At 50.3% G+C, this 22,694-nt stretch carries 20 protein-coding genes and 4 pseudogenes; 14 read left to right on the plus strand and 10 right to left on the minus strand.

Annotation, left to right across the window (positions count from 1 at the left end; all coding sequences use genetic code 11):
* Positions 1 to 331, plus strand: a 331-nt coding sequence (locus ASC74_RS32285) for a hypothetical protein (RefSeq protein ID WP_236713343.1), incomplete at its 5' end; no start/stop codon positions are given.
* Positions 332 to 412: 81 nt separating this feature from the next.
* On the opposite strand, the gene ASC74_RS25280 is transcribed toward ASC74_RS32285, so the two are convergent.
* Both ASC74_RS25280 and ASC74_RS25285 read right to left on the minus strand, forming a co-directional pair.
* Entirely contained in the window at positions 413 to 667 is a 255-nt protein-coding gene (locus ASC74_RS25280) for a hypothetical protein (RefSeq protein WP_033061103.1), read from the minus strand.
* A 37-nt stretch (positions 668 to 704) separates the two neighbouring features.
* Complete coding sequence (locus ASC74_RS25285; protein WP_056745010.1) at positions 705 to 1,088, minus strand: DUF6124 family protein; 384 nt, start codon at positions 1,086 to 1,088, stop codon at positions 705 to 707.
* 395 nt (positions 1,089 to 1,483) lie between these two features.
* On the opposite strand from ASC74_RS25285, the gene ASC74_RS25290 reads away from it, so the two are divergent.
* Both ASC74_RS25290 and ASC74_RS25295 read left to right on the plus strand, forming a co-directional pair.
* Positions 1,484 to 2,080 carry a helix-turn-helix transcriptional regulator gene (locus ASC74_RS25290; RefSeq protein WP_056745012.1) on the plus strand — a complete coding sequence of 199 codons (597 nt, stop codon included), beginning with the start codon at positions 1,484 to 1,486 and terminating at the stop codon, positions 2,078 to 2,080.
* Positions 2,070 to 2,948: a queuosine precursor transporter gene (locus ASC74_RS25295; RefSeq protein WP_056745014.1), complete on the plus strand. Its 879-nt coding sequence runs from the start codon at positions 2,070 to 2,072 to the stop codon at positions 2,946 to 2,948. Before ASC74_RS25290 ends, ASC74_RS25295 begins: the two co-directional genes overlap by 11 nt.
* A 53-nt stretch (positions 2,949 to 3,001) precedes the next feature.
* Here the strand turns inward: ASC74_RS25295 and queC are convergent, their stop codons facing one another.
* Both queC and srmL read right to left on the minus strand, forming a co-directional pair.
* A complete protein-coding gene (gene queC / locus ASC74_RS25300) occupies positions 3,002 to 3,691 on the minus strand; it encodes a 7-cyano-7-deazaguanine synthase QueC (RefSeq protein WP_056745016.1) in 690 nt (229 codons plus the stop codon).
* A 471-nt stretch (positions 3,692 to 4,162) separates the two neighbouring features.
* Positions 4,163 to 5,214, minus strand: a pseudogene (gene srmL, locus ASC74_RS25305) (PheS-related mystery ligase SrmL); the annotation flags it as partial.
* A 738-nt stretch (positions 5,215 to 5,952) separates the two neighbouring features.
* Here srmL and ASC74_RS31695 point away from each other — a divergent pair.
* From ASC74_RS31695 to ASC74_RS25325, 7 genes and pseudogenes are all read left to right on the plus strand, one after another.
* Complete coding sequence (locus tag ASC74_RS31695; protein WP_156400848.1) at positions 5,953 to 6,099, plus strand: hypothetical protein; 147 nt, start codon at positions 5,953 to 5,955, stop codon at positions 6,097 to 6,099.
* 91 nt (positions 6,100 to 6,190) lie between these two features.
* Positions 6,191 to 7,162, plus strand: a complete 972-nt coding sequence (locus tag ASC74_RS31420; protein ID WP_082555892.1) for a cupin-like domain-containing protein — start codon at positions 6,191 to 6,193, stop codon at positions 7,160 to 7,162.
* A gap of 179 nt (positions 7,163 to 7,341) precedes the next feature.
* Positions 7,342 to 8,574, plus strand: a complete 1,233-nt coding sequence (locus ASC74_RS31700; RefSeq protein WP_156400849.1) for a hypothetical protein — start codon at positions 7,342 to 7,344, stop codon at positions 8,572 to 8,574.
* A 39-nt stretch (positions 8,575 to 8,613) separates the two neighbouring features.
* Positions 8,614 to 10,047 (plus strand): hypothetical protein, encoded by a 1,434-nt coding sequence (locus ASC74_RS31705; protein ID WP_156400850.1) that lies wholly within the window; start codon positions 8,614 to 8,616, stop codon positions 10,045 to 10,047.
* Positions 10,040 to 11,020, plus strand: a complete 981-nt coding sequence (locus ASC74_RS25315; protein WP_156400851.1) for a HesA/MoeB/ThiF family protein — start codon at positions 10,040 to 10,042, stop codon at positions 11,018 to 11,020. The genes ASC74_RS31705 and ASC74_RS25315 overlap by 8 nt, the downstream gene beginning before the upstream one ends.
* A 2-nt stretch (positions 11,021 to 11,022) precedes the next feature.
* Entirely contained in the window at positions 11,023 to 12,270 is a 1,248-nt protein-coding gene (locus ASC74_RS25320; RefSeq protein WP_056745022.1) for an MFS transporter, read from the plus strand.
* Positions 12,271 to 12,582: 312 nt separating this feature from the next.
* Positions 12,583 to 12,915, plus strand: a pseudogene (locus ASC74_RS25325) (SRPBCC family protein); the annotation flags it as partial.
* A gap of 492 nt (positions 12,916 to 13,407) precedes the next feature.
* Here ASC74_RS25325 and ASC74_RS25330 read toward each other — a convergent pair.
* Positions 13,408 to 14,036, minus strand: a pseudogene (locus tag ASC74_RS25330) (tRNA ligase subunit PheS family protein); the annotation flags it as partial.
* A gap of 5 nt (positions 14,037 to 14,041) precedes the next feature.
* Here ASC74_RS25330 and ASC74_RS32300 point away from each other — a divergent pair.
* The 3 genes and pseudogenes from ASC74_RS32300 to ASC74_RS25340 form a co-directional block, all read left to right on the plus strand.
* Positions 14,042 to 14,158, plus strand: a pseudogene (locus tag ASC74_RS32300) (AraC family transcriptional regulator); the annotation flags it as partial.
* A gap of 96 nt (positions 14,159 to 14,254) precedes the next feature.
* Positions 14,255 to 15,376, plus strand: a complete 1,122-nt coding sequence (locus ASC74_RS25335) for an HlyD family secretion protein (protein ID WP_056745025.1) — start codon at positions 14,255 to 14,257, stop codon at positions 15,374 to 15,376.
* A complete protein-coding gene (locus ASC74_RS25340; RefSeq protein WP_056745027.1) occupies positions 15,373 to 16,965 on the plus strand; it encodes a DHA2 family efflux MFS transporter permease subunit in 1,593 nt (530 codons plus the stop codon). Before ASC74_RS25335 ends, ASC74_RS25340 begins: the two co-directional genes overlap by 4 nt.
* A gap of 13 nt (positions 16,966 to 16,978) precedes the next feature.
* On the opposite strand, the gene ASC74_RS25345 is transcribed toward ASC74_RS25340, so the two are convergent.
* From ASC74_RS25345 to ASC74_RS25365, 5 genes are all read right to left on the minus strand, one after another.
* Entirely contained in the window at positions 16,979 to 17,419 is a 441-nt protein-coding gene (locus tag ASC74_RS25345) for a carboxymuconolactone decarboxylase family protein (protein ID WP_056745030.1), read from the minus strand.
* 163 nt (positions 17,420 to 17,582) lie between these two features.
* Complete coding sequence (locus ASC74_RS25350) at positions 17,583 to 19,025, minus strand: mechanosensitive ion channel domain-containing protein (protein WP_056745032.1); 1,443 nt, start codon at positions 19,023 to 19,025, stop codon at positions 17,583 to 17,585.
* A 197-nt stretch (positions 19,026 to 19,222) separates the two neighbouring features.
* Complete coding sequence (ycaC, locus tag ASC74_RS25355; protein ID WP_033061120.1) at positions 19,223 to 19,849, minus strand: isochorismate family cysteine hydrolase YcaC; 627 nt, start codon at positions 19,847 to 19,849, stop codon at positions 19,223 to 19,225.
* Positions 19,850 to 19,905: 56 nt separating this feature from the next.
* On the minus strand, positions 19,906 to 20,589 hold the full coding sequence (locus ASC74_RS25360) for an isochorismatase family protein (RefSeq protein WP_046057124.1): 684 nt from the start codon (positions 20,587 to 20,589) through the stop codon (positions 19,906 to 19,908).
* Positions 20,590 to 20,682: 93 nt separating this feature from the next.
* The gene (locus ASC74_RS25365) at positions 20,683 to 21,549 is read right to left on the minus strand and encodes a pirin family protein (RefSeq protein ID WP_056745033.1); all 867 of its coding nucleotides are present in this window, start codon (positions 21,547 to 21,549) and stop codon (positions 20,683 to 20,685) included.
* A 107-nt stretch (positions 21,550 to 21,656) separates the two neighbouring features.
* On the opposite strand from ASC74_RS25365, the gene ASC74_RS25370 reads away from it, so the two are divergent.
* Positions 21,657 to 22,562 carry a LysR substrate-binding domain-containing protein gene (locus ASC74_RS25370; RefSeq protein WP_201784100.1) on the plus strand — a complete coding sequence of 302 codons (906 nt, stop codon included), beginning with the start codon at positions 21,657 to 21,659 and terminating at the stop codon, positions 22,560 to 22,562.
* Positions 22,563 to 22,694 lie beyond the last annotated feature (132 nt).

Here is a 22,694-nt window from a genome sequence, read left to right on the forward strand (position 1 = left end):
CTCTTTTGGAATGGCTGGAAGGTCTCGAGCGGCCCCACTGGCCGGTTTTTTCTTGGTCGGCATACATGCACCTCTGCAACATGTTATGCCCGAACACAAAATTTATGACACTCCCGTGAACACAAAAAATCTGACACTCTCTCAGCAACTGAGCCACACACTAAAAAAGACATTTTTCATAATAAAAAATGTTCCGTATCTTTCGGTACGGAACAATCACCAGGCAAGGCTCAGGTTACACAGAACCTGCGACTCTTTTTTACTTCAGCGTATGCCCATCACCGAAACCAGCGGCGCTACACAGGTTTTTGCACCCCGGCCTATCCGCTGATGACCTTGTGCATGAGTGGTGGCAATCAGGACAACGACCAGCCGACCTGTTTGTAACGGGGCGCCGAAAGGCGCCCTTTTTCTACGCTGAAACCTGCCCCTGCAATCGTCGTCCGACCACATCCATCAAATCACAGCCATCGCGCAGTGAAGTCACCAACACCCGCGCCAGCTCACTGTGGACACCCTCGCCAAACGCGATGCTCTCCAGCAGTTGCGTTGCGGTACGAATGCGGTAGGCCGCAGTTTCATGCAACACGTCCAGTGGTGCTTCAGTGTCGATCAGCAATGATGGGATGTTGCAGTCGATGCCCGTAATAGGCATGTATCGATCCATGATGAAAAACCTCCATTGGGTAAAGGCACACGATTATTCAACGTTGGCAGTTGGACGGCACGTCAGACGATCCCCGGGGCGGTTCCAGGTTGTCCAGCGCTCGATTGACCAGCAATTCGCCCAGCGCGGACAGTTGCTGAATACCCACAATGACATGGCGACGAGGGCCTTCCAGTTCACGGGCGAGATCGGTGGCCATGACACTGAGGGAGGCGAGGGTTTCAGAGGCGTGACAGAGCAGGGATTCCGTGTCGACATCCGGAACGACGGCGAAGAAATAGTTGGCAGATTTGGGAGGTGTGTGAGTGCGCAGGGGCACGCTGACGAGTTGTTCGGCGACTTTGGCGGGACTGGATGAATCGACGGTGTCGTCGGCCGGAAGGTCTGACGGTTCGATTGCGATTGAGGTGATCTTTTTCATGCTGGTGCTCCTTGCGAGGGTAAGAAAGCGCCCGACTCTTGCCCTCAACCAGGATTGGGTGACGGCTATACAGCGCGGACCGGTAGATTTATTACCAGAAAATTCCATTTAATTAATCAAATAAATGAACATCTGTGTAATTAAATGATTCTCACCAGATTAATATCTTTTGGCTATTCCTAGTTACTGTAAGAAACTTCTACAACCCAAGTAGGCAGCGTCTTACATGCAATGTCAGAACTCAAACACGGAAATAGAAAACATTCCACAGCTGTTTCCCCGTGAGAAAAATTATCTTTTTTGTCTAGGGCGCAGGCGTGTAGGATGCTGCACTCAAAGCGAATCACCTCCCCACGTGCGATCTATTGCAACGACACGCAAATGGTAAATATTTAATGCACAAGAAAGATAGAACGGAAAAGTTAAAAAACAACATCAAGTACCTGATAAAGAGCCGTGGAGAGACTCGGCTTTCCTTGTGTAATGCTAGCGGACTGACCAGAACGACCATCTATAACATTTTGGAAGGAAGGGTTGTCCATGTACAACAATCTACCATTCAAAAAATATCAGATTTTTTTGGTGTGTCTTATAAAGAGATAGAGACAATAGATTTTGAAGAGAAAGAAACAATAGAGAGTAGTGTCTCACCACAAGGGAATATGAATCCCGCTGCAGTCCCGGTCATTAGAGAGAGCTTGTTGATTGAGAGCCTGGACAAAAGAATTGGCGAGTTGGCCATCACGCATCCGCTGACCTATTACTTCGGCACGGCCTGTAATTTAATAGGCGTGCTTCTGGAGAATGAAATTAGTGGAATGAATGAACCAGGAGATATTTTGATTATTAAGAAGGGTTGCTCAAGTGGCGATGGAGAAAAATTGGCATACGATAAAACAACAAAAAAACTGCGTATTACCACTGACGGTTTTGACACTGACACTAGCTACATTATTGGAGCAGTGATCGAGGAAAGATTTAATGGCAATTAACAACGAAGCCGAAAACAGCAAATACAAATTATTGGGATTTGAAAAAAATAAAAGCTTGGTCGTCATTATGGTGATCTCCACAGGGAAAATTATAAAAATAAAGATAGGCGAGGTATTAAGAAGCGAAATAATAGACAACCTAAGCAAGCTGGAAATCAAGGACATATACCGAAAATATTACTCTGGCGGGACTGCGTCGACCACTTACGAAATGAATGATCGCAATGAAAGGTCATGGATGACTTACGTAGCCCTCAACCTGCTTCTCTTCGCACTTTACATCTTCACAAATGTTGCCGCGACGAAACTTGTGTACATAGAGCTGTTTGACATCGTTGTTACCCCGGGTGTTTTTCTATACCCACTGACCTTTTTAGTAGTTGACATACTGAATGAATATTACGGCCTTAGACTCGCGAGACGAGCCATATTGTTCGCTTTTGCAAGTAATGCATTTATTATCATTTTGCTGACTACTACCAGCTATCTTCCAGGCTTAACTGGTTGGAAGCTCGATACCCCCTACAGCGAGGTGATTACACATGTGTCATCTGTGTTAGTAGCATCCTGCATTTCCTTTCTTTTTTCTGAATACGTCAACTCTTATCTTCTGTGCAGAATAAAAAAACTTACAAACTCAAGATTTTTATTCTTGCGAGTATTTTTCAGCACTTTTTTTGCCGTAATAATAGATAGTTTCATTTTCTGCTTTATTGCGTTTTATGGAACCATGCAAAACAGCGAAATACTACATATAATCTATGTTCAGATAACTATAAAAATGTGTTTTGCTGTTTTTAATATTCTACCGGCCTATGGGGCAAGATCATTATTCAAAAGATACATATCTGAAGCCAAAACCGCATAAGACCTAGGGGAGTGTGAATTAGCTGCTAATCGCCCCCCTTTGCGCATTACTTCCTATAGTTCTAATTTAATTTTTAGACTGTGAACAACCTCTGCTCTATTCTCCAAAAACTCACTCAATCCTTTTGCACGAAGAATACAAGCATCACAGTCACAGCACCCACTTCCCACTATCCCGTTGTAGCAAGTCAACGTGTGGTAACGAATTAAATCCAGCTGTTTATGGTAATCAGCCAAGGCCCAAGTCTCCGCCTTATTCAAACGCATAAGCGGCGTCTCGATTCGTATCTTATAGTCCATGCCCAAGTGGATGGCGCTGTTCAACACCTTAACAAACTCATCACCACAATCAGGATAACCAGAGCTCTCTGTTTCACACACACCTGTGATGACAGCTTCAGCACCCACTTGATAGGCATAAATAGAAGCCAACGTTAAAAACAGAATATTCCTGCCAGGCACGAACGTATCAGGCACGCCGTTCCCCGTACTCCTTGCAATTGGAATGTGGTCGCGCGTCAAGCTGCTAATGGCCAGTTCGCTCAACAATGAAGTGTCTAATACTTTGTGCACCTTCACGCCAAGCTGTTTTGAAAGCTGTTGCGCCACTTTGATTTCCGCACGATGGCGCTGGCCATAATCAAACGTGATGCAATGAATTTCATCGTACATCGGCAATGCATGGATCAAGCAGGTGGTTGAATCTTGTCCACCGCTGAAAACGATAACGGCCTTTCTGGTCATGGTTCGTTCTTCCTTGGGGTGTCCCAGCAGGGTGCCGGGGCCGTTGACCCTACCGGGATGCTCAAACTCTGGGTGTGGGAGGTTTCCGAAATGACCGTCTCCGATTTCCGTTTGTGTCAGTTCTATGCTGGATGCCCGAGGGATTTTCCAACCAGTCATCACTGATGACCCGCTTCAAACGGCAGTTACGCGGTCCCTGTGGGAGCGAGCTTGCTCGCGATGAACGATTACACGGTGCCTCAGTGATTACTTGGGCAGTTCGACAATGGCGGTTTCAAGCCTTTGGAAGATCCATTCTGTAACCCGCCCCAGGCGCACCTTCATGCAACGTCGACTGAATGTTCGCATACAAGGCGTTCGCCTCGTGGGTAGTGATTGATCGCGAACAATCACGCAGTACAACGCGCAGAAGCACATTTTCCTGGCCCGGCAGCAGTCCGAGGCGTTCAATTGCCTGCACAGGTAAATCCNGTGATTGATCGCGAACAATCACGCAGTACAACGCGCAGAAGCACATTTTCCTGGCCCGGCAGCAGTCCGAGGCGTTCAATTGCCTGCACAGGTAAATCCGAGAATCCCCAACGTCCCTTGACCTGCATCTCCTCGATCCAGTCAGAGTTGTCGCCAGCAGCTTGTAACATCCTCTCGGTCAACACTTCCTCACTTAACCCTGGCATTACCGCCAACGAAATATCGCGAGCAATCGAAGGCAAACGTGATACAGCGCTCCAGGGATTCAAATCATGCATCTGCGCCTGTACTCGTACGTTCTGATCACGTAGCAAGCGAATATCCGGAATTCCCTTGCGCAGCATGGTCAGTCGATCCAACCCCATCCCGAGCGCCAGCCCTCCATGACGCAGCGGATCAATCTTCAAGCGCTCTAACAAAGATGCAGCAATACGACCGCACTCCAGCACCTCGACCGGAGCGCCGTCGTTCAACACATTCACTTCGATTCCGCCCTCCGTGTAGTGATGCGGGCTATCGCTGTAGACCCAACGCCTGTCAGGAACGGCTGATTTGAGGATATCGCTGACCAGACGCAACAAGTGGTCATGCGTCGACAGTTCCGGATCACCCAGCACCCAGATATCCATTTGATGTGGTTCTGCGCAATGCCAACGGTCCCGACTATCTCGACGAAAAGTGATACCTGGCGCGGCCAGCAATACCGTCTCCCCCGGCTGCCGCAGATGAGCCGCACGCTGAAGTGCCGCCGGAATCTGACTGGTGGTTTGTGTACGCAAAAGGGAACACTCATCGACCCAACGGGTGTGTTCGCTCCCAAGAGTGACTTCTGCTGGGTCATAACCCAGCAAACCGTAATTGTCTTCAGCGGACACAATTCGTGGTCCGGTCTGAAGTTGCACTTGGGGCCAGCCTTTTTCAGCAAGCCCCTGAAGAACTTCATTTAGCAATAGTCGGACGGCGTGATCGGGAGCGCTTGCCTCGGTAAGATCAACCAGTAGCAGGGCTTGATGGACAGACGTATCTGTCAGGTATTTCTTTGATGCATGCACTATATAACCCTCTATTAACAGTTGAACATTTAGCTTTCAAAAAACAAACCCCGTAAACAAACCTAACTACATCAAGTCATCAGCCACAACCAAAAAAGGGAAATATTAAATTTTCAGAGCAGGATTACAGATACGCCCTACACAAATAACCTATAGAGCTTTACGATAGCTCCAACAGTCAAATTAATTCTAAAAACCTCCTAACAAATCATTTAACACATCAAAAAATTCTGTCTTAATCAGTCCACTCCCAAACATTTCAGGGAGCACAAACCAACAAAATGAAAAAGGAAGATCAGATGAAAAATAAAATTATCATCAAAGAAAAACTCAACCGAATCACTTCTGGCCCGGATAATCCCTCTTGATCTGCTTTATCGTCAGGGGTAATGCCCCATACATCCGAGGAGGCTGCGCCGCTTTAACGCTCGCCTAACAGCAGGTCAGGTGCTGCACTCAGTCTCTGCGGCCGCCATGTTTTTTACCGCTGCGGGCGTATTGCAGTAGCTATTTCTTCTATCACGGATGGACTGACACATACACTTACACAGTGTACATTTGCGTAATACTGGAACATGGTCTTTATTCAAAAAGGCGCTGATTAGTTCAGGAATTTCGCGGCTTCTCCCTGATAAAACAGGGCCTCCCGTTTGATTCCGGACCGAAAAGCCAAACTAATCAGTGGCTGCTTAATCTAAAATTGTTACTACCTCATCTTTTAACTAATGAGAATACAAAATGAAAAATGAAGAAGTGATTGAATATGTATTGGAATCAGACAACCCGAATGCTTTTTCCGCTACCAGTGAAAATGAAGACGTCTCTTTCTTTATGGATCTAGCAGATGATGAGCTGATGCTTCAAGCCGTTTTCAGCCGCTGTTAATAGTTCGCCAGGACTATGATAAAAAAGGTCATTCATTATGTTTGACCTTTTTTAAAGACCAACAGCAATCTATTGAGCAAGGATTATTCCTTTGGAAAATAAAAATATAATTCTTCTTGAGAGCATTGATGCTAGTGACGCAATGTTATTTCAAAAAAATTACCTCATGAATGAAAAGCCAGTCATTCTAAAAGGAATGGGTAAGGATTGGCCTGCCATTAGGCGCTGGTCTGCAGACTTTTTCAGAAATACTTATGGGCACGTTAAAGTGCCTGTCTGTTACTACAAGACAAAACGGCAAGAACGTTATAAAAACCAAACTAAAATGCCTCTAGGAGAGTACATATACTTAGCAGAAAGAAATAACGCTTCTGATAATAACGCTGAGTTACCCTATTTGGGTGGATGGATCTATCATAAAGAGTTTCCTGAGCTTCTAGATGATATAGACATGACCCTACCTTGTTTTCCTGATAATTGGCTATACAAACTACCATCTTCGATTTCAATACCACCGACAAATTTGCTTATCGGCTATCAACATGTATCAAGCCCTCTCCATACAGATTCTTTTTTTGTTAATTCCGTGTTAACAATGATTGTGGGTGAAAAAAAAGCACGCTTGGTATCGCCATCTCACACGTTTGCAGTTTCGAATGGACAAGATTTATTTAATCCTGACATTACTAATGAAGTACTCAAGCAAGGTGCCGATATTTTCGAAGGTACAATATCGGCAGGTGATGCATTATATATTCCCCCTGGTTGGTGGCATAACGTAATCAACTGTGGGTTCACTATCGCTGTTCAAAATTTACACATAGACACTTATAGATTTCCACTTTTTGAACAGCAAATGCGTGGATTCGTTCTACCCCTATTAAGTAAAATCGAAGATTTAGGAAGGGAGGCCAGGGAAGAATTATTTAAAGCAGAAAAGACACTATCCCCACCCTTATCTCATAAGATCGGGGGTTTTGTTGAGAATGAAAAAAATTATATTACGTTTCTTAAAAAATCAGCAAAAAAATCTGAAGATTACCTAAGTGGTTATCATCAGTAGAATTCTAGTGGTTAAGGAACAACGGATTCACCAGACCTAAATTGACAACGCATTAACTAAATAATCTTTTGCACGCTATTTTGCGGCAAATGTTATCTAGACTACCCTCAGATAACTCGCTCCACAAAAATGTAATAATTAAATATTCCTGACAAACTGGCACTAAGTAAGGAGGCTGTGTGACGGAGAACGATAAATTAATTAGAATTGCTGTGGATGCACCTCCTGGATCATTAAAATCTCCTCGCAACTATGGGGCGCTACAACTAGCGAGTTTGGGAGCGCTTCCTCCACGAGCGCCATTGTCTACGCCACTCCCAAACGTGAGTATAGAAGGCGGCTGTGATGTAAATATTAAAGATGAGGGGCATACCTACATTCTTTCTCCCAATGCTAATAGCTGCCGTAACCTGGGTAATATTTCAGGAAAAGATTATTTAAATGGACTTCATTATCTGGCTAGCCATGATGTCATTGTCCGTCATCTAATCATGAGTAAAGCAACGTTAGGGTTAACACAAGATGGCAGTGCTATTATCAGATTTCAGGAAAACGTTCCAGCCTTTGAAGGATTGCTCTCCTCCCCTGCTTGGATACCGTTTCGTACTGATAAATGGCCAGGGGCCCGACAAGTCTGTGAAATTGCCCCTAATCGGTGGGAGGCTTTTTGCCCTCACGACAGCATCCCTTCTATTCTTATAGAAGTTGTTCGTAACCCTGAAGAAAATATCACTCTTTACGAAAAAGGAATTATTAATCAGACTGCAGACACCGCTACTCCATTTAACTCAATGCCATCAGCAAATGGACAGCGTATCGTTAAGACAACATCTCTTAGAGCTATTCTTGTTTTCTCAGGTGAGCTTATTGGAGATGACAAGAAATCACTTCGCAAAGAAATTAAAAATATTATAGAAAAAACCAACTGCGGAGAACACGTAGGTTGGACAAGAGCCGCTACACTATCTGATGATCCAGTGCCGCTAAGAAATTTAATACCTTTAGATTGGTCGCCTATAGCATCGAGAAATGGTCTTACTCTAGCTTTTTCCGATTATTATCCTAATGCTACAGTAGCTTGGTCTATTGCGACGACTCTTCATCAAAATGGCATACCGTGCACTCCCGTTTCTGACAGCTATTCAGCGCCTAAAGTTAAAGCAGCTATGCGACTAATGATAGTTTCTGGGCCAACTGATGATGCTTGGGGTAGATATGCATCATTAATATTATGCCCAGCCTGGCGAAGTAAATCACAAGCACAACAATCATATGTTAATACATTAAAGTCATCTATATTTAGCAATGCACATAGACAATTGCTTGATGATTTATTAGATGATTTATGTCCAATCGTGATAATTGGTGCTGTTCCAAGCATTTGTTTGAGCAATGTTAATTTTAAAAATTGATATACCCATTGCAACTATTCAGCTAATGAGGGCCACGCTATGAATATGATACATACAAAAGTAGACTTACATATTCCCCCGCTAAATAGTTCGAGCAAGATTTGCGAAGATATAATTAAAACTTTTGGTCTGTCCGAAGAAGGGTGGATGGAGTCGCTATCAAATTTAGACATTCCTACAGACGGGGTTATTCTAATAACAGGGGCAAGTGGTGTTGGTAAAAGTTTACTATTAAAAGATATTTCTCGACATTTATCAAACATAAGAAAAATACCAAATGATATTGATAAAGAGAAATCTATCGCGGAAATTATATCTTATGGAGATGCAGGCGAAGTAATCCGCTATCTTTCAAAATTTGGATTGGGAGAACCACGTATCCTGATTGGTCCTTTTTCTCACCTATCTGATGGACAAAAAGAACGCTTCCTTATTGCATTAGCTTTACTCCAAGGAGTAGGACCACTTATCCTTGACGAATTTACTACACGATTGGACAGGCGCACAGCTCTAATTGTCGCCATGAATTTAGGGAAAATTCTTCGCTCCAATAAACAAAGTGCTTTTATTGCAAGTTGCCATGATGACATTGTCGACTTCTTAAACCCTGATATTCATATTAAACTTTGCTCCAATGGGAAACACCGTATTTTTAATAAAAAACCAAAAAGCACGAACATATTAAAAAGTCTGGAAATAAAAATTAAAAAAGGCACTATAGACGATTATAAAAAACTTTCTCGCTATCATTATGAAAATGACAACCCGAATGACATTGATATGTTAGCACCTCTAGTTGATCATGTTGTCACCGCTTACTCTAAAGGAGAGTTGGTGGGTGTTAATTTGTGTATTCGCCCGTGGCCAAAAGCATTTGACATATTCCCTGAGTTTTCAGAAATCAATAAATATGTATTGCAATCATTCCGGGTCATTGTACATCCACAGTATCGCGGCATTGGACTAACCAAGGCATTAGATGTCATTCCTAACGCCAATACAAAAATATTATTATCATGGTCTGCATTTTCTTCATATTACTCTTTCCCTATTCTTGCAAGCTATCAACGGTTAAATAGCCCGTTTGAAACAATGAGCCACGCAGAGACCTTGCTTCAAGCATTTGTTGAGCCTCGACAAAAAAATAAAAAAAAATCACTTCACCTCATTATGGAGTGCAGTCAACTCTGGCAAGAACTCACAAATGAAGAAAAGAAAATATTGAAGACGCTAATTGTAGATGCAGCCGGTGAGAAAAGTTTGCGTCTGGCGCTCTTTCAAAGAAAAATATCTGGCTTGGATACCTCCGCTGAGTCCATAAGCTTTATTAAATATATTTTTCTAAAACTTTACTCCAAATCCAGCAATGAAGTTTTACCCATGATGTTGGCTGAAACGGTTTATAGACCTATGGCTATGTTTGTTAAAAATATAAGTGATACGAATATAAAAGAGGATTCCCGCCTTGCTTAAAAAAGAAAGCCAATGGGTATTACGTGGTGATGTTGTTATTCTTAGTGATGACAATCAACTTAAATTGATCACAGAGAATGGCATAACAAGCATCAAGCCCCCTAATTCAGATACTGCTAAAATACTTCATCTACTGAGTACAGTCGGCGTAGCAATAGAATTCGATAATGAGCCAGAAGGAAGCCTTCTTCGAAAACTAAAAGATGCTAATCTCATTCATACTGCCCCGCCTTATGGGATGACGCCGTTACAGACTATGCAATGGTCGTGGAATGAAGCTGTTGCACCAAATCAAGAAATGAGCCAGCAGCTAAAAAACTCATCAATAGTAGTTGTTGGATGCGGTGGTACAGGAGCTTTAGTTGCACAAAGCCTTGCCGGTTCAGGTGTGGGGTCTTTTGTTTTGATTGATTTCGACAAAGTGAGCATGAACAATCTTAATCGTCAATTTGTTTTTGGTGCACACGATATTGGTCAATATAAAGCAGATATACTTGCTCAACGATTAATGGAAAATCAAAAAGTAGTCGACGCTACATCCATTATAGCTGAGATAACGTCCAGTAGACAGTTAGCGAAGTTAGCGAAGGGCGCGGATTTAATAATCTGTTGCGCTGATGAACCTAAAGGAGCTATTCAGAGTTACGTCGCTAACGCAGCAGTAAAAGCAGGCACATCGGCGCTGTTCGGTGCGGTTGGTATTAACAACGGTATACTTGGGCCGCTTCTCAAAGAGAGCTCTTCATTTCAGGCCTATCTACGCTGGATTAGAGAGGTACGCAGCGTTTGTAAAAAAACAATTGTTCCTGCACGTTTTCCGTCCAATGGAATAACAAATTCGATTGTTGCTAACCTTATCGCGTGGGAAGCTTTTCAGTATTTGGCAAAAATGGGGCCTTCAAAAACAGATGCATGCACCTTAAACTTAAATTTCAATTCTTTTGAATTTACAAAAAAACAGGTATTTAAATAAAAATGGGCGCATTAAATTATTTCAAAAATAAGAACGATAACTTATATTATTCCTTGTCGATCTTTATGAATTTTGATGTTCAGAGAAGTTTATTTGTGCTTTACTTGCTGCAACTTGGCATCACACAAGGGGAGATAGGTATTCTTCAATCTTTTTTATTCTTTTCTTCCGTAGCGTTAGAAATTCCATCTGGTTTACTCGCAGATCGATATGGTCGTAAAGTCTCTCTTATAATCGGTTTTTTAGGGTTGTTTATAAGTGGTATTGGTTTTTTGCTGTTTTCATCTTTTATTCCTTTCGCAATTATATTTTGCCTATTCGGCGCTAGTATTGCTATGGGCTCCGGTTCAGACAGGGCGTTATTGTATGATAACTTACTAGCTGAAAATCGAGCTGAAGAGTATCCTAAAATATTATCGCGTGCCCGTGCCATTGGTGCGGTATCATTAGGTTTGTCGATGCTACTGGGTGGCGTATTACAAGACACTTGGTCTTGGAACAGTGTATATATTTTCTTTGCGATATCAAAGCTTGTTGGCGCTTTTGTTGTAACACTCACTCCCGAAATCAAGCTCCCATCTATTTCACTGAACGCCAATAAAATAAGCGTCATGAGCGACAAAAAAACAGAGGGGATTTTTACTTTATTAATTAATTTTTTCCGCTCTAAAAAAGGTGCCTTTCTTATGCCTTTATTTATTGGATATGCTTTATTCGAACTTTCAACGATCCCTTTGTTTATCTATGGCCAGCCGTTTTTTTCCATGCAAGGCTTAGAAATTCCTATTATTGCTGGTATTTATGCTGCCGTTGAAGCTATATCAGCAGGTATGTTCGTGGCTGCCGGCTTTATTTGTTCTAGATTCTCTCTCGGCATCATTGCTTTTACTACTACTATTATTGTTACTTTTCTTCTTTTCATTTTATCATTGAATATCGGAACAATCACTTCAGTTGTAACTTTTCTACTAATTATGTCACTCCCCGCCATCTATGAAACCTCATATGAAACCTATATTCATGAGAATGTTGAGTCACGTATCCGAGCATCTTGCCTCTCTGTTGCAAACCTAGTTAACTCAGTTATTATCGGCATCTCCTATACTGTTTTCGGTGGACTATTAGATCTATATGGTTTCTCGTTGACTTTGATTATAGTTGCAGCCACGTGTTTTGTTGGCTTATTTGGCGTAGGTACAACATTGCTGTTAGGCGGGCAAAAAGTCCATTTGAAAAAACAAGAAGCTTAAATCGTTTCGAATTTTCTAGACACTTTCCAGACTCACTGTGTAACGCGTTTAACGCTACCGGTGGCAGCTGGATATTGGTAACCCTAGCGTCGTTTTTTGTTGTAAAACATCTCAATGTCATCGAATTCATCACCACGAGCATCCTAACGTGTGGTGGAGATTTTACGCTGGCTTGATGGCCGTCTTGCTGGCCTTACCTCCGTATGGATTCTCGAGTGCCCAGGCAGGCTTGCTGGGCCTGTCGGCCATCGTCGGCATCCTCTGCGCATCGACCATCGGCCAGCACACCCGGCGCCATGGGCGTTTGCTCGGAACAACACCTTCTATACCTTCCCGTTCTCGGAGTTTCATGGCTCGTTCATCATGATTCCGCTGGACGCCGAGCGCTCGCTGCTGCGCTTTGGTTACTACTCCACCAATACCGAGTCCGCTGCGGTCACCGAATCCTGCATGAAGTGGATGAATGAGGATTTGGGACCGGAAGACATTGCGTTGAACATCTCGGTGCAGAAAGGCCTGCACTCTCTGGAGTACGACCAGGGTCACTACATGATCGACGCCCAACGCAGCAATGAAAGCGAGCACCTGGTGCATCACTTTCATCGCCTGGTGTTCAACGGTATTCACGGGCCGACCGCTACCTGAGCCAACACAGTACCTGTGTGAGCGAGCCTGCTCGCGATAGCGGTGTATCAGACAACACAAATGTCGACTGACACTCCGAATTCGCAAGCAAGCTCGCTCACACATTTGATTAGCGTCGCACACAGAATTTGTGTTCCCTGGAGATCTAGCGTGGAAGAGAGCTTGCTCGCGATGAACGATTACACGGTGCCTCAGTGGTTACTTGGTCCGTTCGACAATGCGGTTTCAATCCTTTGGAAGATCCATTCTGTAACCCGCCCCCGGCGCACCTTCATGCATCGCTGACTGGATGTTCGCATACAAGGCGTTCGCCTCGTGGGTGGTGATTGATCGCGAACAATCACGCAGTACAACGCGCAGAAGCACATTTTCCTGGCCCGGCAGCAGTCCGAGGCGTTCAATTGCCTGCACAGGTAAATCCGAGAATCCCCAGCTGCAACGGCACGCAGCCGTGCCGATTGCCGGCAAGCCGGGCAAGGAACACCGCGCGGNGTGATTGATCGCGAACAATCACGCAGTACAACGCGCAGAAGCACATTTTCCTGGCCCGGCAGCAGTCCGAGGCGTTCAATTGCCTGCACAGGTAAATCCGAACCCCCCCAACGTCCCTTGACCTGCATCTCCTCGATCCAGTCAGAGTTGTCGCCAGCAGCTAGTAACATTCTCTCGGTCAACACTTCCTCACTTAACCCGGGCGTTACCGCCAACGAAATATCACGAGCAATCGAAGGCAAACGTGATACAGCGCTCCAGGGATTCAAATCATGCATCTGCGCCTGTACTCGTACGTTCTGATCATGTAGCAAGCGAATATCCGGAATTCCCTTGCGCAGCATGGTCAGTCGATCCAACCCCATCCCGAGCGCCAGCCCTCCATGACGCTGCGGATCAATCTTCAAGCGCTCTAACAAAGACGTAGCAATACGACCACACTCCAGCACCTCGACCGGAGCGCCGTCATTCATCACATTCACTTCTATTCCGCCCTCCGTGTAGTGATGCGGACTATCGCTGTAGACCCAACGCTTGTCAGGAACGGCTGTTTTGAGGATATCGCTGACCAGACGCAACAAGTGGTCATGCGTCGACAGTTCCGGATCACCCTGCACCCAGATATCCATTTGATGCGACCGCGCGGAACATTGGCTACAGCGCCTTCGACCTGGGGTTTGCCAGTGACAGTGCATTCATCGCCTTCTTCAAGGACATGACCGACATCACCCCTGACGCCTGGCTCATGTAAGCACCTGACGACCGGCAACAGAAATCATTTGCCACTAAATATTACCTACGTCATATTACACGCGTAATAAACACCCGTTTCCCACAGGTAATCTCCATGACCAGCATGCCCAGCCTTGAAACCGACCTTGCTGTCCCGGTGAGCACACCCAAGCCTCCCCTGCTCAAACGGTTGATCTTGCTCGCTGCGGTCATCGCTGGCCTGGTGTTCGCCGGGCTGTACGCGACTCACTGGTGGACCGCCGGCCGTTTCATCGAAGAGACCGACGACGCCTACATCGGCGGCGATGTGACGGTGATCGGGCCGAAGGTGGCCGGTTACATCGAAGAAGTGCTGGTCACCGACAACCAGAAGGTCAAGGCCGGTGACGTGCTGATTCGCCTCGACTCCCGCGATTACCGCGCCAATCTCGCCAAGGCCGAAGGTGCGGTGGCCGCCGAAGAAGCGCTGCTCGCCAATCTCGATGCCACCGAAGAATTGCAACACGCGGTGATCGGCCAGGCCCGCGCCGGGATCGATGCCGCCGGTGCCGAAACCGCCCGTTCACGGGATGACGATGCTCGCTACAAAAAACTGGTCGACAGCAATGCCGTCTCGGTAGAAAGCGCCCAACGCGCCAACGCCACCTTCAAGACCGCCCAAGCCCTCAGCGCCCGGGCTCAGGCTGAACTGCTGGCATCCCAACGTCAGCTGAACGTGATCGCAACCCAGAAACAACAAGCCCGCGCCGCACTGATGCAGGCACGCGCCGAACGTGATCTGGCGCAGTTGAACGTGGGTTACACCGAACTGAAGGCCCCGGTAGACGGTGTGATCGGCAATCGCCGGGCGCGGGTCGGCGCTTATGCTCAGGCCGGTTCGCAACTGCTGTCGGTGGTACCGGCCAGCGGGCTGTGGGTCGATGCCAATTTCAAGGAAGATCAACTGGCGCGGATGACCTCAGGGCAACGGGTGATCATTCATGCCGACGTGCTCTCGGGGCAGGAATTCCACGGTCATCTGGACAGCCTCGCGCCGGCCAGTGGTTCGCAGTTCAGCGTGCTGCCGCCGGAAAACGCTACGGGCAACTTCACCAAAATCGTTCAGCGGGTGCCGGTGCGCATCGTGCTTGATCCGGCCGATGGCGTGCTTGGCCATCTGCGTCCGGGCCTGTCGGTCACCGCTGAAGTGGACACTCGCAAGGAACCTGCAACCCCGGCCGTGGCCAGCGCGCCATGAGCCGCGCCCTCGCCGTCCCCGCGCAACCGTTCAATGCCGCCGACATGGCGACGGCGACCAAGGTGTTCGCCTTCGCCAGCATGTGCATCGGCATGTTCATTGCGCTGCTGGACATTCAGATCGTCTCGGCATCGTTGCGTGATATTGGCGGCGGGCTCTCGGCCGGCACCGACGAAACCGCGTGGGTGCAAACCAGCTATCTGATCGCCGAAATCATCGTGATTCCTCTGTCTGGCTGGCTGTCCCGAGTGTTCTCGACGCGTTGGCTGTTCTGCGCTTCAGCGGTGGGTTTCACCCTGGCCAGCCTGCTCTGCGGCGCGGCCTGGAACATTCAGAGCATGATCGCGTTCCGCGCCCTGCAAGGGTTTCTCGGCGGTTCGATGATCCCGCTGGTGTTCACCACCGCGTTCTTTTTCTTCACCGGCAAGCAACGGGTAATCGCCGCCGCAACCATCGGCGCGGTGGCCTCATTGGCACCGACCCTGGGGCCGGTGATCGGTGGCTGGATTACCGACATTTCATCCTGGCACTGGCTGTTCTACATCAACCTGGTGCCGGGGATTTTCGTCGCGGTGGCGGTGCCGATGCTGGTGAAAATCGACCAGCCGGAATTGTCGCTGCTCAAGGGCGCCGACTACTTGAGCATGGTGTTCATGGCGCTGTTTCTCGGTTGCCTGGAATACACCCTCGAAGAAGGCCCGCGCTGGAACTGGTTCAGCGACAGCACGATTCTGACCACGGCATGGATCAGCGGACTGGCTGGCCTGGCGTTCATCGGTCGAACCCTGCATGTCGCCAACCCGGTCGTCGATTTGCGCGCCTTGAAAGACCGCAACTTCGCCCTTGGCTGTTTCTTTTCGTTCGTCACCGGGATCGGCCTGTTCGCCACCATTTACCTGACGCCGCTGTTTCTCGGCCGGGTGCGTGGCTACGGTGCGCTGGACATTGGTCTGGCGGTTTTCTCCACCGGGGTGTTCCAGATCATGGCGATTCCGCTGTACGCCTTTCTGGCCAACCGCATTGATCTGCGCTGGATCATGATGACCGGACTTGGGTTGTTCGCGTTGTCGATGTGGGATTTCAGCCCGATCACCCATGACTGGGGGGCTAAGGAATTGATGTTGCCGCAAGCACTGCGCGGGATTGCCCAGCAACTGGCGGTGCCGCCGGCGGTGACGTTGACCTTGGGTGGTCTGGCACCGGCGCGGCTCAAACATGCTTCGGGGTTATTCAACCTGATGCGAAACCTGGGTGGCGCCATCGGCATCGCCGCGTGCGCGACCATTCTGAATGACCGCACCAACCTGCACTTCACCCGGTTGGCGGAAAACCTCAACAGCACCAATGAAGCACTCAACCAATGGCTGTCCCAGGTCGGCAACAACTTCGCCGCCCTCGGTCAAAGCGGTGACGCGGGCGTCACCGCCAGCCTGCATCAGCTCTGGCTGCTGACCTACCGCGAAGCGCAGACACAAACCTACGGCGACGCGTTCCTGATGATCATGGTCTGCTTCATCCTTGCCACGGCGATGGTGCCCTTGATGCGCAAGGTGCAACCACCGGCCGCGCCGAGTGCGGATGCTCATTGAGCCTTGGGTGTTTTTACTCCTGAGGCATTTTGCGGAAGCCTACCGCCAGGCGGTTCCAGCTGTTGATGGTGGAAATCGCCACGGTCAGGTCGACCATTTCCTTGGGCGTGAACTGCGCGGTGGCCAGTTCGTAGTCTTCGTCCGGGGCGTGGGTCTGGCTCAGCAGTGTCAGGGATTCGGTCCAGGCCAGCGCAGCACGTTCACGCGGAGTGAAGAACGGCGTTTCACGCCAGACCGACACCGCGTACAGCCGACGTTCGGTTTCGCCGCCCTTGCGGGCATCGGCGGTGTGCATGTCGACGCAGAAGGCGCAGCCATTGATCTGGGAAGCGCGCAGCTTGACCAGTTCGATCAGCGTTTTTTCCAGAGGCAGCTTCGACACAGCGGTTTCCAGCGCGATCATGGCTTTGAGTGCATCTGGGGAAGCAGTGTAGAAATCAATACGCGGTTGCATGGTGGGCTCCAGTCAAAAGGGTGTGGAGCTACGTTAATCCCGCACTGATCTGCAGCAAATAGCCAATTATTGGGAAGATGAGGATGCCAATGGGGTGCCTCCTGCCCATGTCGTCCTCATCCGAAATGCCTTTGCCACACCCGCTCCAACGACCTTCAAGCCCCTACGCTCGATTGCGCAGCCACTGCAAAAACCCCTTCTTCTGCACAACCTTAGGCGCTTCTTGAGTCAACCTCTGGGCCTTGTTCAAGCGAAAATCCAGCAAGGTCTTCATCGCTTCGCTGATGTCATGCCGCGCAGCCAGACACGGCTGGAGATATTCCCTCTCGATCCGGTACAAGCTGCAGACCGTCTTGGCGCTGAAGTCCGCCGGCATCGCCGTCTCCGACAAAATCCCGCCCTCGCCGATCACCTCTCCCGGGCCCATGCGCCCGGTTTCGAACTTGACCCCGTCGCGGCTCAGCTCCACCGACACGACGCCGGATTCGATGATGAACAAATGATCGCTGACCTCCCCCGCCGGCAGAATCATTTCACCGGCGCGGAAGGTTTGCAGTGTCATGTTCTGACTGAAGGTTTCTTTCTCTTCCTGGCGCAGGGTCGAGAAAATGTTCGAGGCGTCCAACAATGCCCGTGGCCGCGACAGGTTGGCAGTTGCATTCGGTTCGACGTTCGACAACAGGCTGACACCGCTGGCCTGCAAGTGCCGGAACGCCAGGTCGAACAGCAGATTGCGGACCATGCGCTTCTGGTCCATTGAGACCACGAAACCGCTGATTTCGTATTCCACGCCTGTGGCGCTGGAGCCTTTCAACGCGACGCACGGCGCCGGTTTGTTCAACAGATAGCGGCATCCTTGCATCGCCCGTTCCAGAGCGTCGATCACCGTTTGCGGACGCGCGTGCGGGCTCAGTTGCAAGCTGATGGACACGCCAAAAATGTCACTGGGCCGGCTGAAGTTGATGATCTTGGCCTTGGCCGCCAGGGAGTTGGGGATCACCGCCATGCTGCCCTGGGCCGTTTGCAGGCGCGTCGCGCGCCAGTCGATGTCGATGACCCGGCCTTCGGTGCCGTCGATGGAGATCCAGTCATCCAGTTGATAGGGTTTGGTGGTGTTCAAGACGATCCCGGAGAACACGTCGCTGAGGGTACTTTGCAAGGCCAGGCCGACGATGATCGCTAACGCCCCGGAGGTCGCCAGCACGCCTTTGACCGGCAGATCGAGTACATAAGCCAACGCCGCGATGATCGCGATCAGGAAAATCACCGCGCCGAGTAAATCCTGCAGCAAGCGCCCGGTGTGCCCGACGCGTTGCATCATCACCGCGCCGATCAGCACCGTCAGGGTACGCGCGCCGAACAGCCACCAGCCGATCTGCAAACCGGTGGCCGCCAGGTGCAGCGGGACGTTGTCGGCCCAGGGCGCCGTCTCCATGGGGTTCAGACCTTCGTTGAACAGCAGGACGCTGAACAACGAAAAAATCACCAGCCGCACCACCAGTTTCCAGTGGCTGCCATTGGCACTGAGCAGGCGCCACAGCCCCAGATCGATAAGGATCAAAATCATCGCGCAGATCAATGGGTGATCGGTAAGCAGTGACAGCATCAAGCAACTCCAGAGAAGGCCAATGGACGGAAGATCGCACACATTGGCCACATTGTAGGAGTGTTTGATGCAAAACCAATGTGGGAGCGGGCTTGCTCGCGAAAGCGGTGTAACAGTCAACATAGTTGTTGGATGTTAGTCAGCCTTCGCGAGCAAGCCCGCTCCCACATTTGATTGGTGTATGGCACCCAATCGGGTTACTTGCTGTTAGTCAGCGCGTTGTAGCTGGTAAACAGGTTGCGGTAGTCCGGGATGTGGTTGGAGAACAAGGTGCCCAAGCCTTCCACGTCGTTGCGCCAGTCGCGATGCAGCTCACAGGCCAGGCCGAACCAGGTCATCAACTGTGCGCCGGAGGCCGACATGCGGTCCCAGGCCGATTGACGGGTCAGTTCGTTGAAGGTGCCGGAAGCGTCTGTCACCACGAACACCTCGAAGCCTTCAGCCAGTGCCGACAGCGCCGGGAACGCCACGCATACTTCGGTCACCACGCCGGCGATGATCAGTTGTTTCTTGCCGGTGGCCTTGATCGCCTTGACGAAGTCTTCGTTGTCCCAGGCATTGATCTGGCCGGGACGGGCGATGTACGGCGCGTCCGGGAACAGCGCCTTGAGCTCGGGCACCAGCGGGCCATTGGGGCCGGTTTCGAAACTGGTGGTGAGAATGGTCGGCAACTTGAAGTACTTGGCCAGGTCAGCCAGGGCCAACACGTTGTTCTTGAAACGGTCCGGCTCGATGTCGCGCACCAGAGAAAGCAGACCCGCCTGGTGATCGACCAACAGAACGGCGGCGTTATCCTTGTCGAGACGTTTGTAAGAGGTAGTCATGGGAGTAATCCTCGCTTTTTATCGATGCCGAGTGGAAGTCGGCGTGGGGTACCCGGTTAGCGCTGGGAGTCCAGCACTTCGTGTTCGTTCGCCACTTGCTGAGCCTTGAGATAGCTCTCGATCAGCAATTGATAATGCGGCATGGCCTGGGCGTAGACGGCCGCCCACTGCTCGGCATCCGGACGGTTCCACGAGCCTTGCAGCTCAGAGAGCGTAGCCATGATGTCGATAGGCACCACCCCGGCTTGTGTCAATCGGGCAATTGTCAGATCAGTGGCCAGTTTCGAGTGGTTGCCGGAAGCGTCGACCACCGCAAACACTTTGTAGCCTTCATGCACCGCCGCGATGGACGGGAACGCCAGGCAAACGCTGGTCAGGGTGCCGGCGATCACCAGGGTTTTCTTGCCGGTCGCTTTTACTGCCGCGTGAAACTCAGCATTGTCCCAGGCGTTGATTTCACCTTTGCGTGCCACGTATTGAGCGTGCGGTGCTGCCTCGTGAATCTCCGGAATCAACGGCCCGTTCGGCCCTTGCGGTACGGAGGCAGTGGTGATCACCGGCATCTTCAGCAGGGTCGCAGCTTTGGCCAGGGCAATGGCATTGGCCCGCAGTTGCGGCACATCCATGTCCTTGACGATCTGGAACAATCCGCTCTGGTGGTCGATCAACAGCATCGCGCTGTCGTTGGGATCGATGGTCGGTTTCTGGCCATTGAAGTTGGCCGCGTTGACGGTATTCATGTGCGTCTCCTCTTTCTTTCAGGCAACAGCCATCCCTGGCCCGGGAACCGGCCTACGCATCCTGTGTAGAGCGGGTTGTTGAACCTGTGCGGGTTAACCGTGCATCTGGCCGAACCGACCGGACTGGAAGTCGGCAAAGGCCTGGTGAATCTCTTGCTCGGTGTTCATCACGAACGGACCGTGACCGACGATCGGCTCGTCGATCGGCTCGCCACTGAGCAGCAACACGACGGCATCGTTATTGGCTTCCAGGCTGAGCTGCTGGCCATTGCGTTCGAACAACGCCAACTGCCCTTCGCGCACCAGTTCCACACCGTTGACCTGAACCGTGCCACGCAGCACTACAAGTGCGGTGTTACGACCTTCGTGCAGGTCCAGGGTCAGCAACTTGCCGCCATTGAGGCGCAGGTCCCAGACGTCAATCGGGGTAAACGTGCGCGCCGGGCCGGTGTGGCCGTCGAACTCACCGGCGATCAAGCGCAGGCTGCCGGCCTGGTCCTTGAGCGGGATGCTCGGGATGTCGCCATCGAGAATCGTCTGGTAACCGGCGTCGGCCATTTTGTCCTTAGCCGGCAGGTTGACCCACAGCTGAACCATTTCCAGGGTGCCGCCGGTTTTGGCGAAACCTTCTGAGTGGAACTCTTCGTGGAGAATCCCGGAGGCTGCGGTCATCCATTGCACGTCGCCTGGGCCGATCTTGCCGCCGCTGCCGGTGGAGTCGCGGTGTTCCAGTTCGCCCTTATAAACGATAGTCACGGTTTCGAAACCGCGGTGTGGATGCTGACCAACGCCACGACGCTCGGTGGTCGGGGTGAATTCAGCGGGACCGGCGTGATCGAGCAGCAAAAACGGGCTGATGTGCTTGCCCAGGTTGTCGTAGGAGAACAGCGTGCGAACCGGAAAACCGTCGCCGACCCAATGGGTCCGTGGGCTGGTGTAAATACCGATGATGTTTTTCATTCTGCCTCCGAATCTGGTGAGTGACGCGATGGACAAAGCTTAAAACTGAACCCTTTGATGCACTAGACTGCAAAAATCAGCCTTAGCGTTCTATCTGGAGAACGATAGTGGAAGACCTCAACACCCTCTACTACTTCACCCAAGTGGTGGAACATCACGGTTTCGCCCCGGCCGGTCGAGCGCTGGACATGCCCAAATCGAAGCTGAGCCGGCGGATTGCCGAGCTCGAAGAACGCCTCGGCGTACGCCTGCTTCACCGCACCAGCCGGCATTGTTCACTGACGGAAATCGGCCAGGCCTATTACCAGCGTTGTCTGGCGATGCGCGTGGAAGCCGAAAGCGCTGCCGAACTGATCGAACGCAACCGCTCCGAACCCCAAGGCCTGGTGCGCATCAGTTGCCCGACCGCGCTGCTCAACGCCTGGGTCGGGCCGATGCTGACCCGCTACATGCTCAAATACCCGCTGGTGGAGTTGTTCATCGAGAGCACCAACCGCCGGGTCGACCTGATCCACGAGGGGTTCGACATCGCCCTGCGCGTGCGCTTTCCGCCGCTGGAAAACACCGACATGGTGATGAAGGTGCTGGGCAACAGCACCCAATGCCTGGTGGGCAGTCCGGCCTTTGTGTCGCGCCTGTCTTCACCGGCCTCCCCGGCCGACCTCAGCGGGTTGCCGAGCCTGCACTGGGGCGCGGCGCAGCGTGAATATCAGTGGGAATTGTTTGGGGCCGATGGCGCCAGCGCGATGATCCGGCATGCGCCACGAATGGTCACCGATGACCTGTTGGCGTTGCGTCACGCCGTGGTGGCCGGGATCGGCATCGCTCACCTGCCCAGCGTAGTGGTGCGCGATGACATTGCCGCGGGCCGACTGGTGGAACTGGTGCCGGGCTGGGCACCCAAATGCGGCATCGTCCACGCCATCTTCCCGTCACGCCGTGGGCTGCTGCCGTCGGTGCGCGCATTGATCGACTTTCTGGGCGAGGAATTCAGCCACAGCGATATTGCTTAGAAGCCCGTACACACGCCATGTAATTGAATGGACTCGCCCACGCCGAGGCGTCAATGCGCCACGGTGGCAGTCTAAACAGCCAACGACAGCGAGGGCGAGTCCATGAAAAAGCATACTTCGATTGATCAATCC

Origin of the sequence: Pseudomonas sp. Root329 (assembly GCF_001424925.1) — a bacterium.
In the GTDB taxonomy this organism is placed as follows: domain Bacteria; phylum Pseudomonadota; class Gammaproteobacteria; order Pseudomonadales; family Pseudomonadaceae; genus Aquipseudomonas; species Aquipseudomonas arabinosi.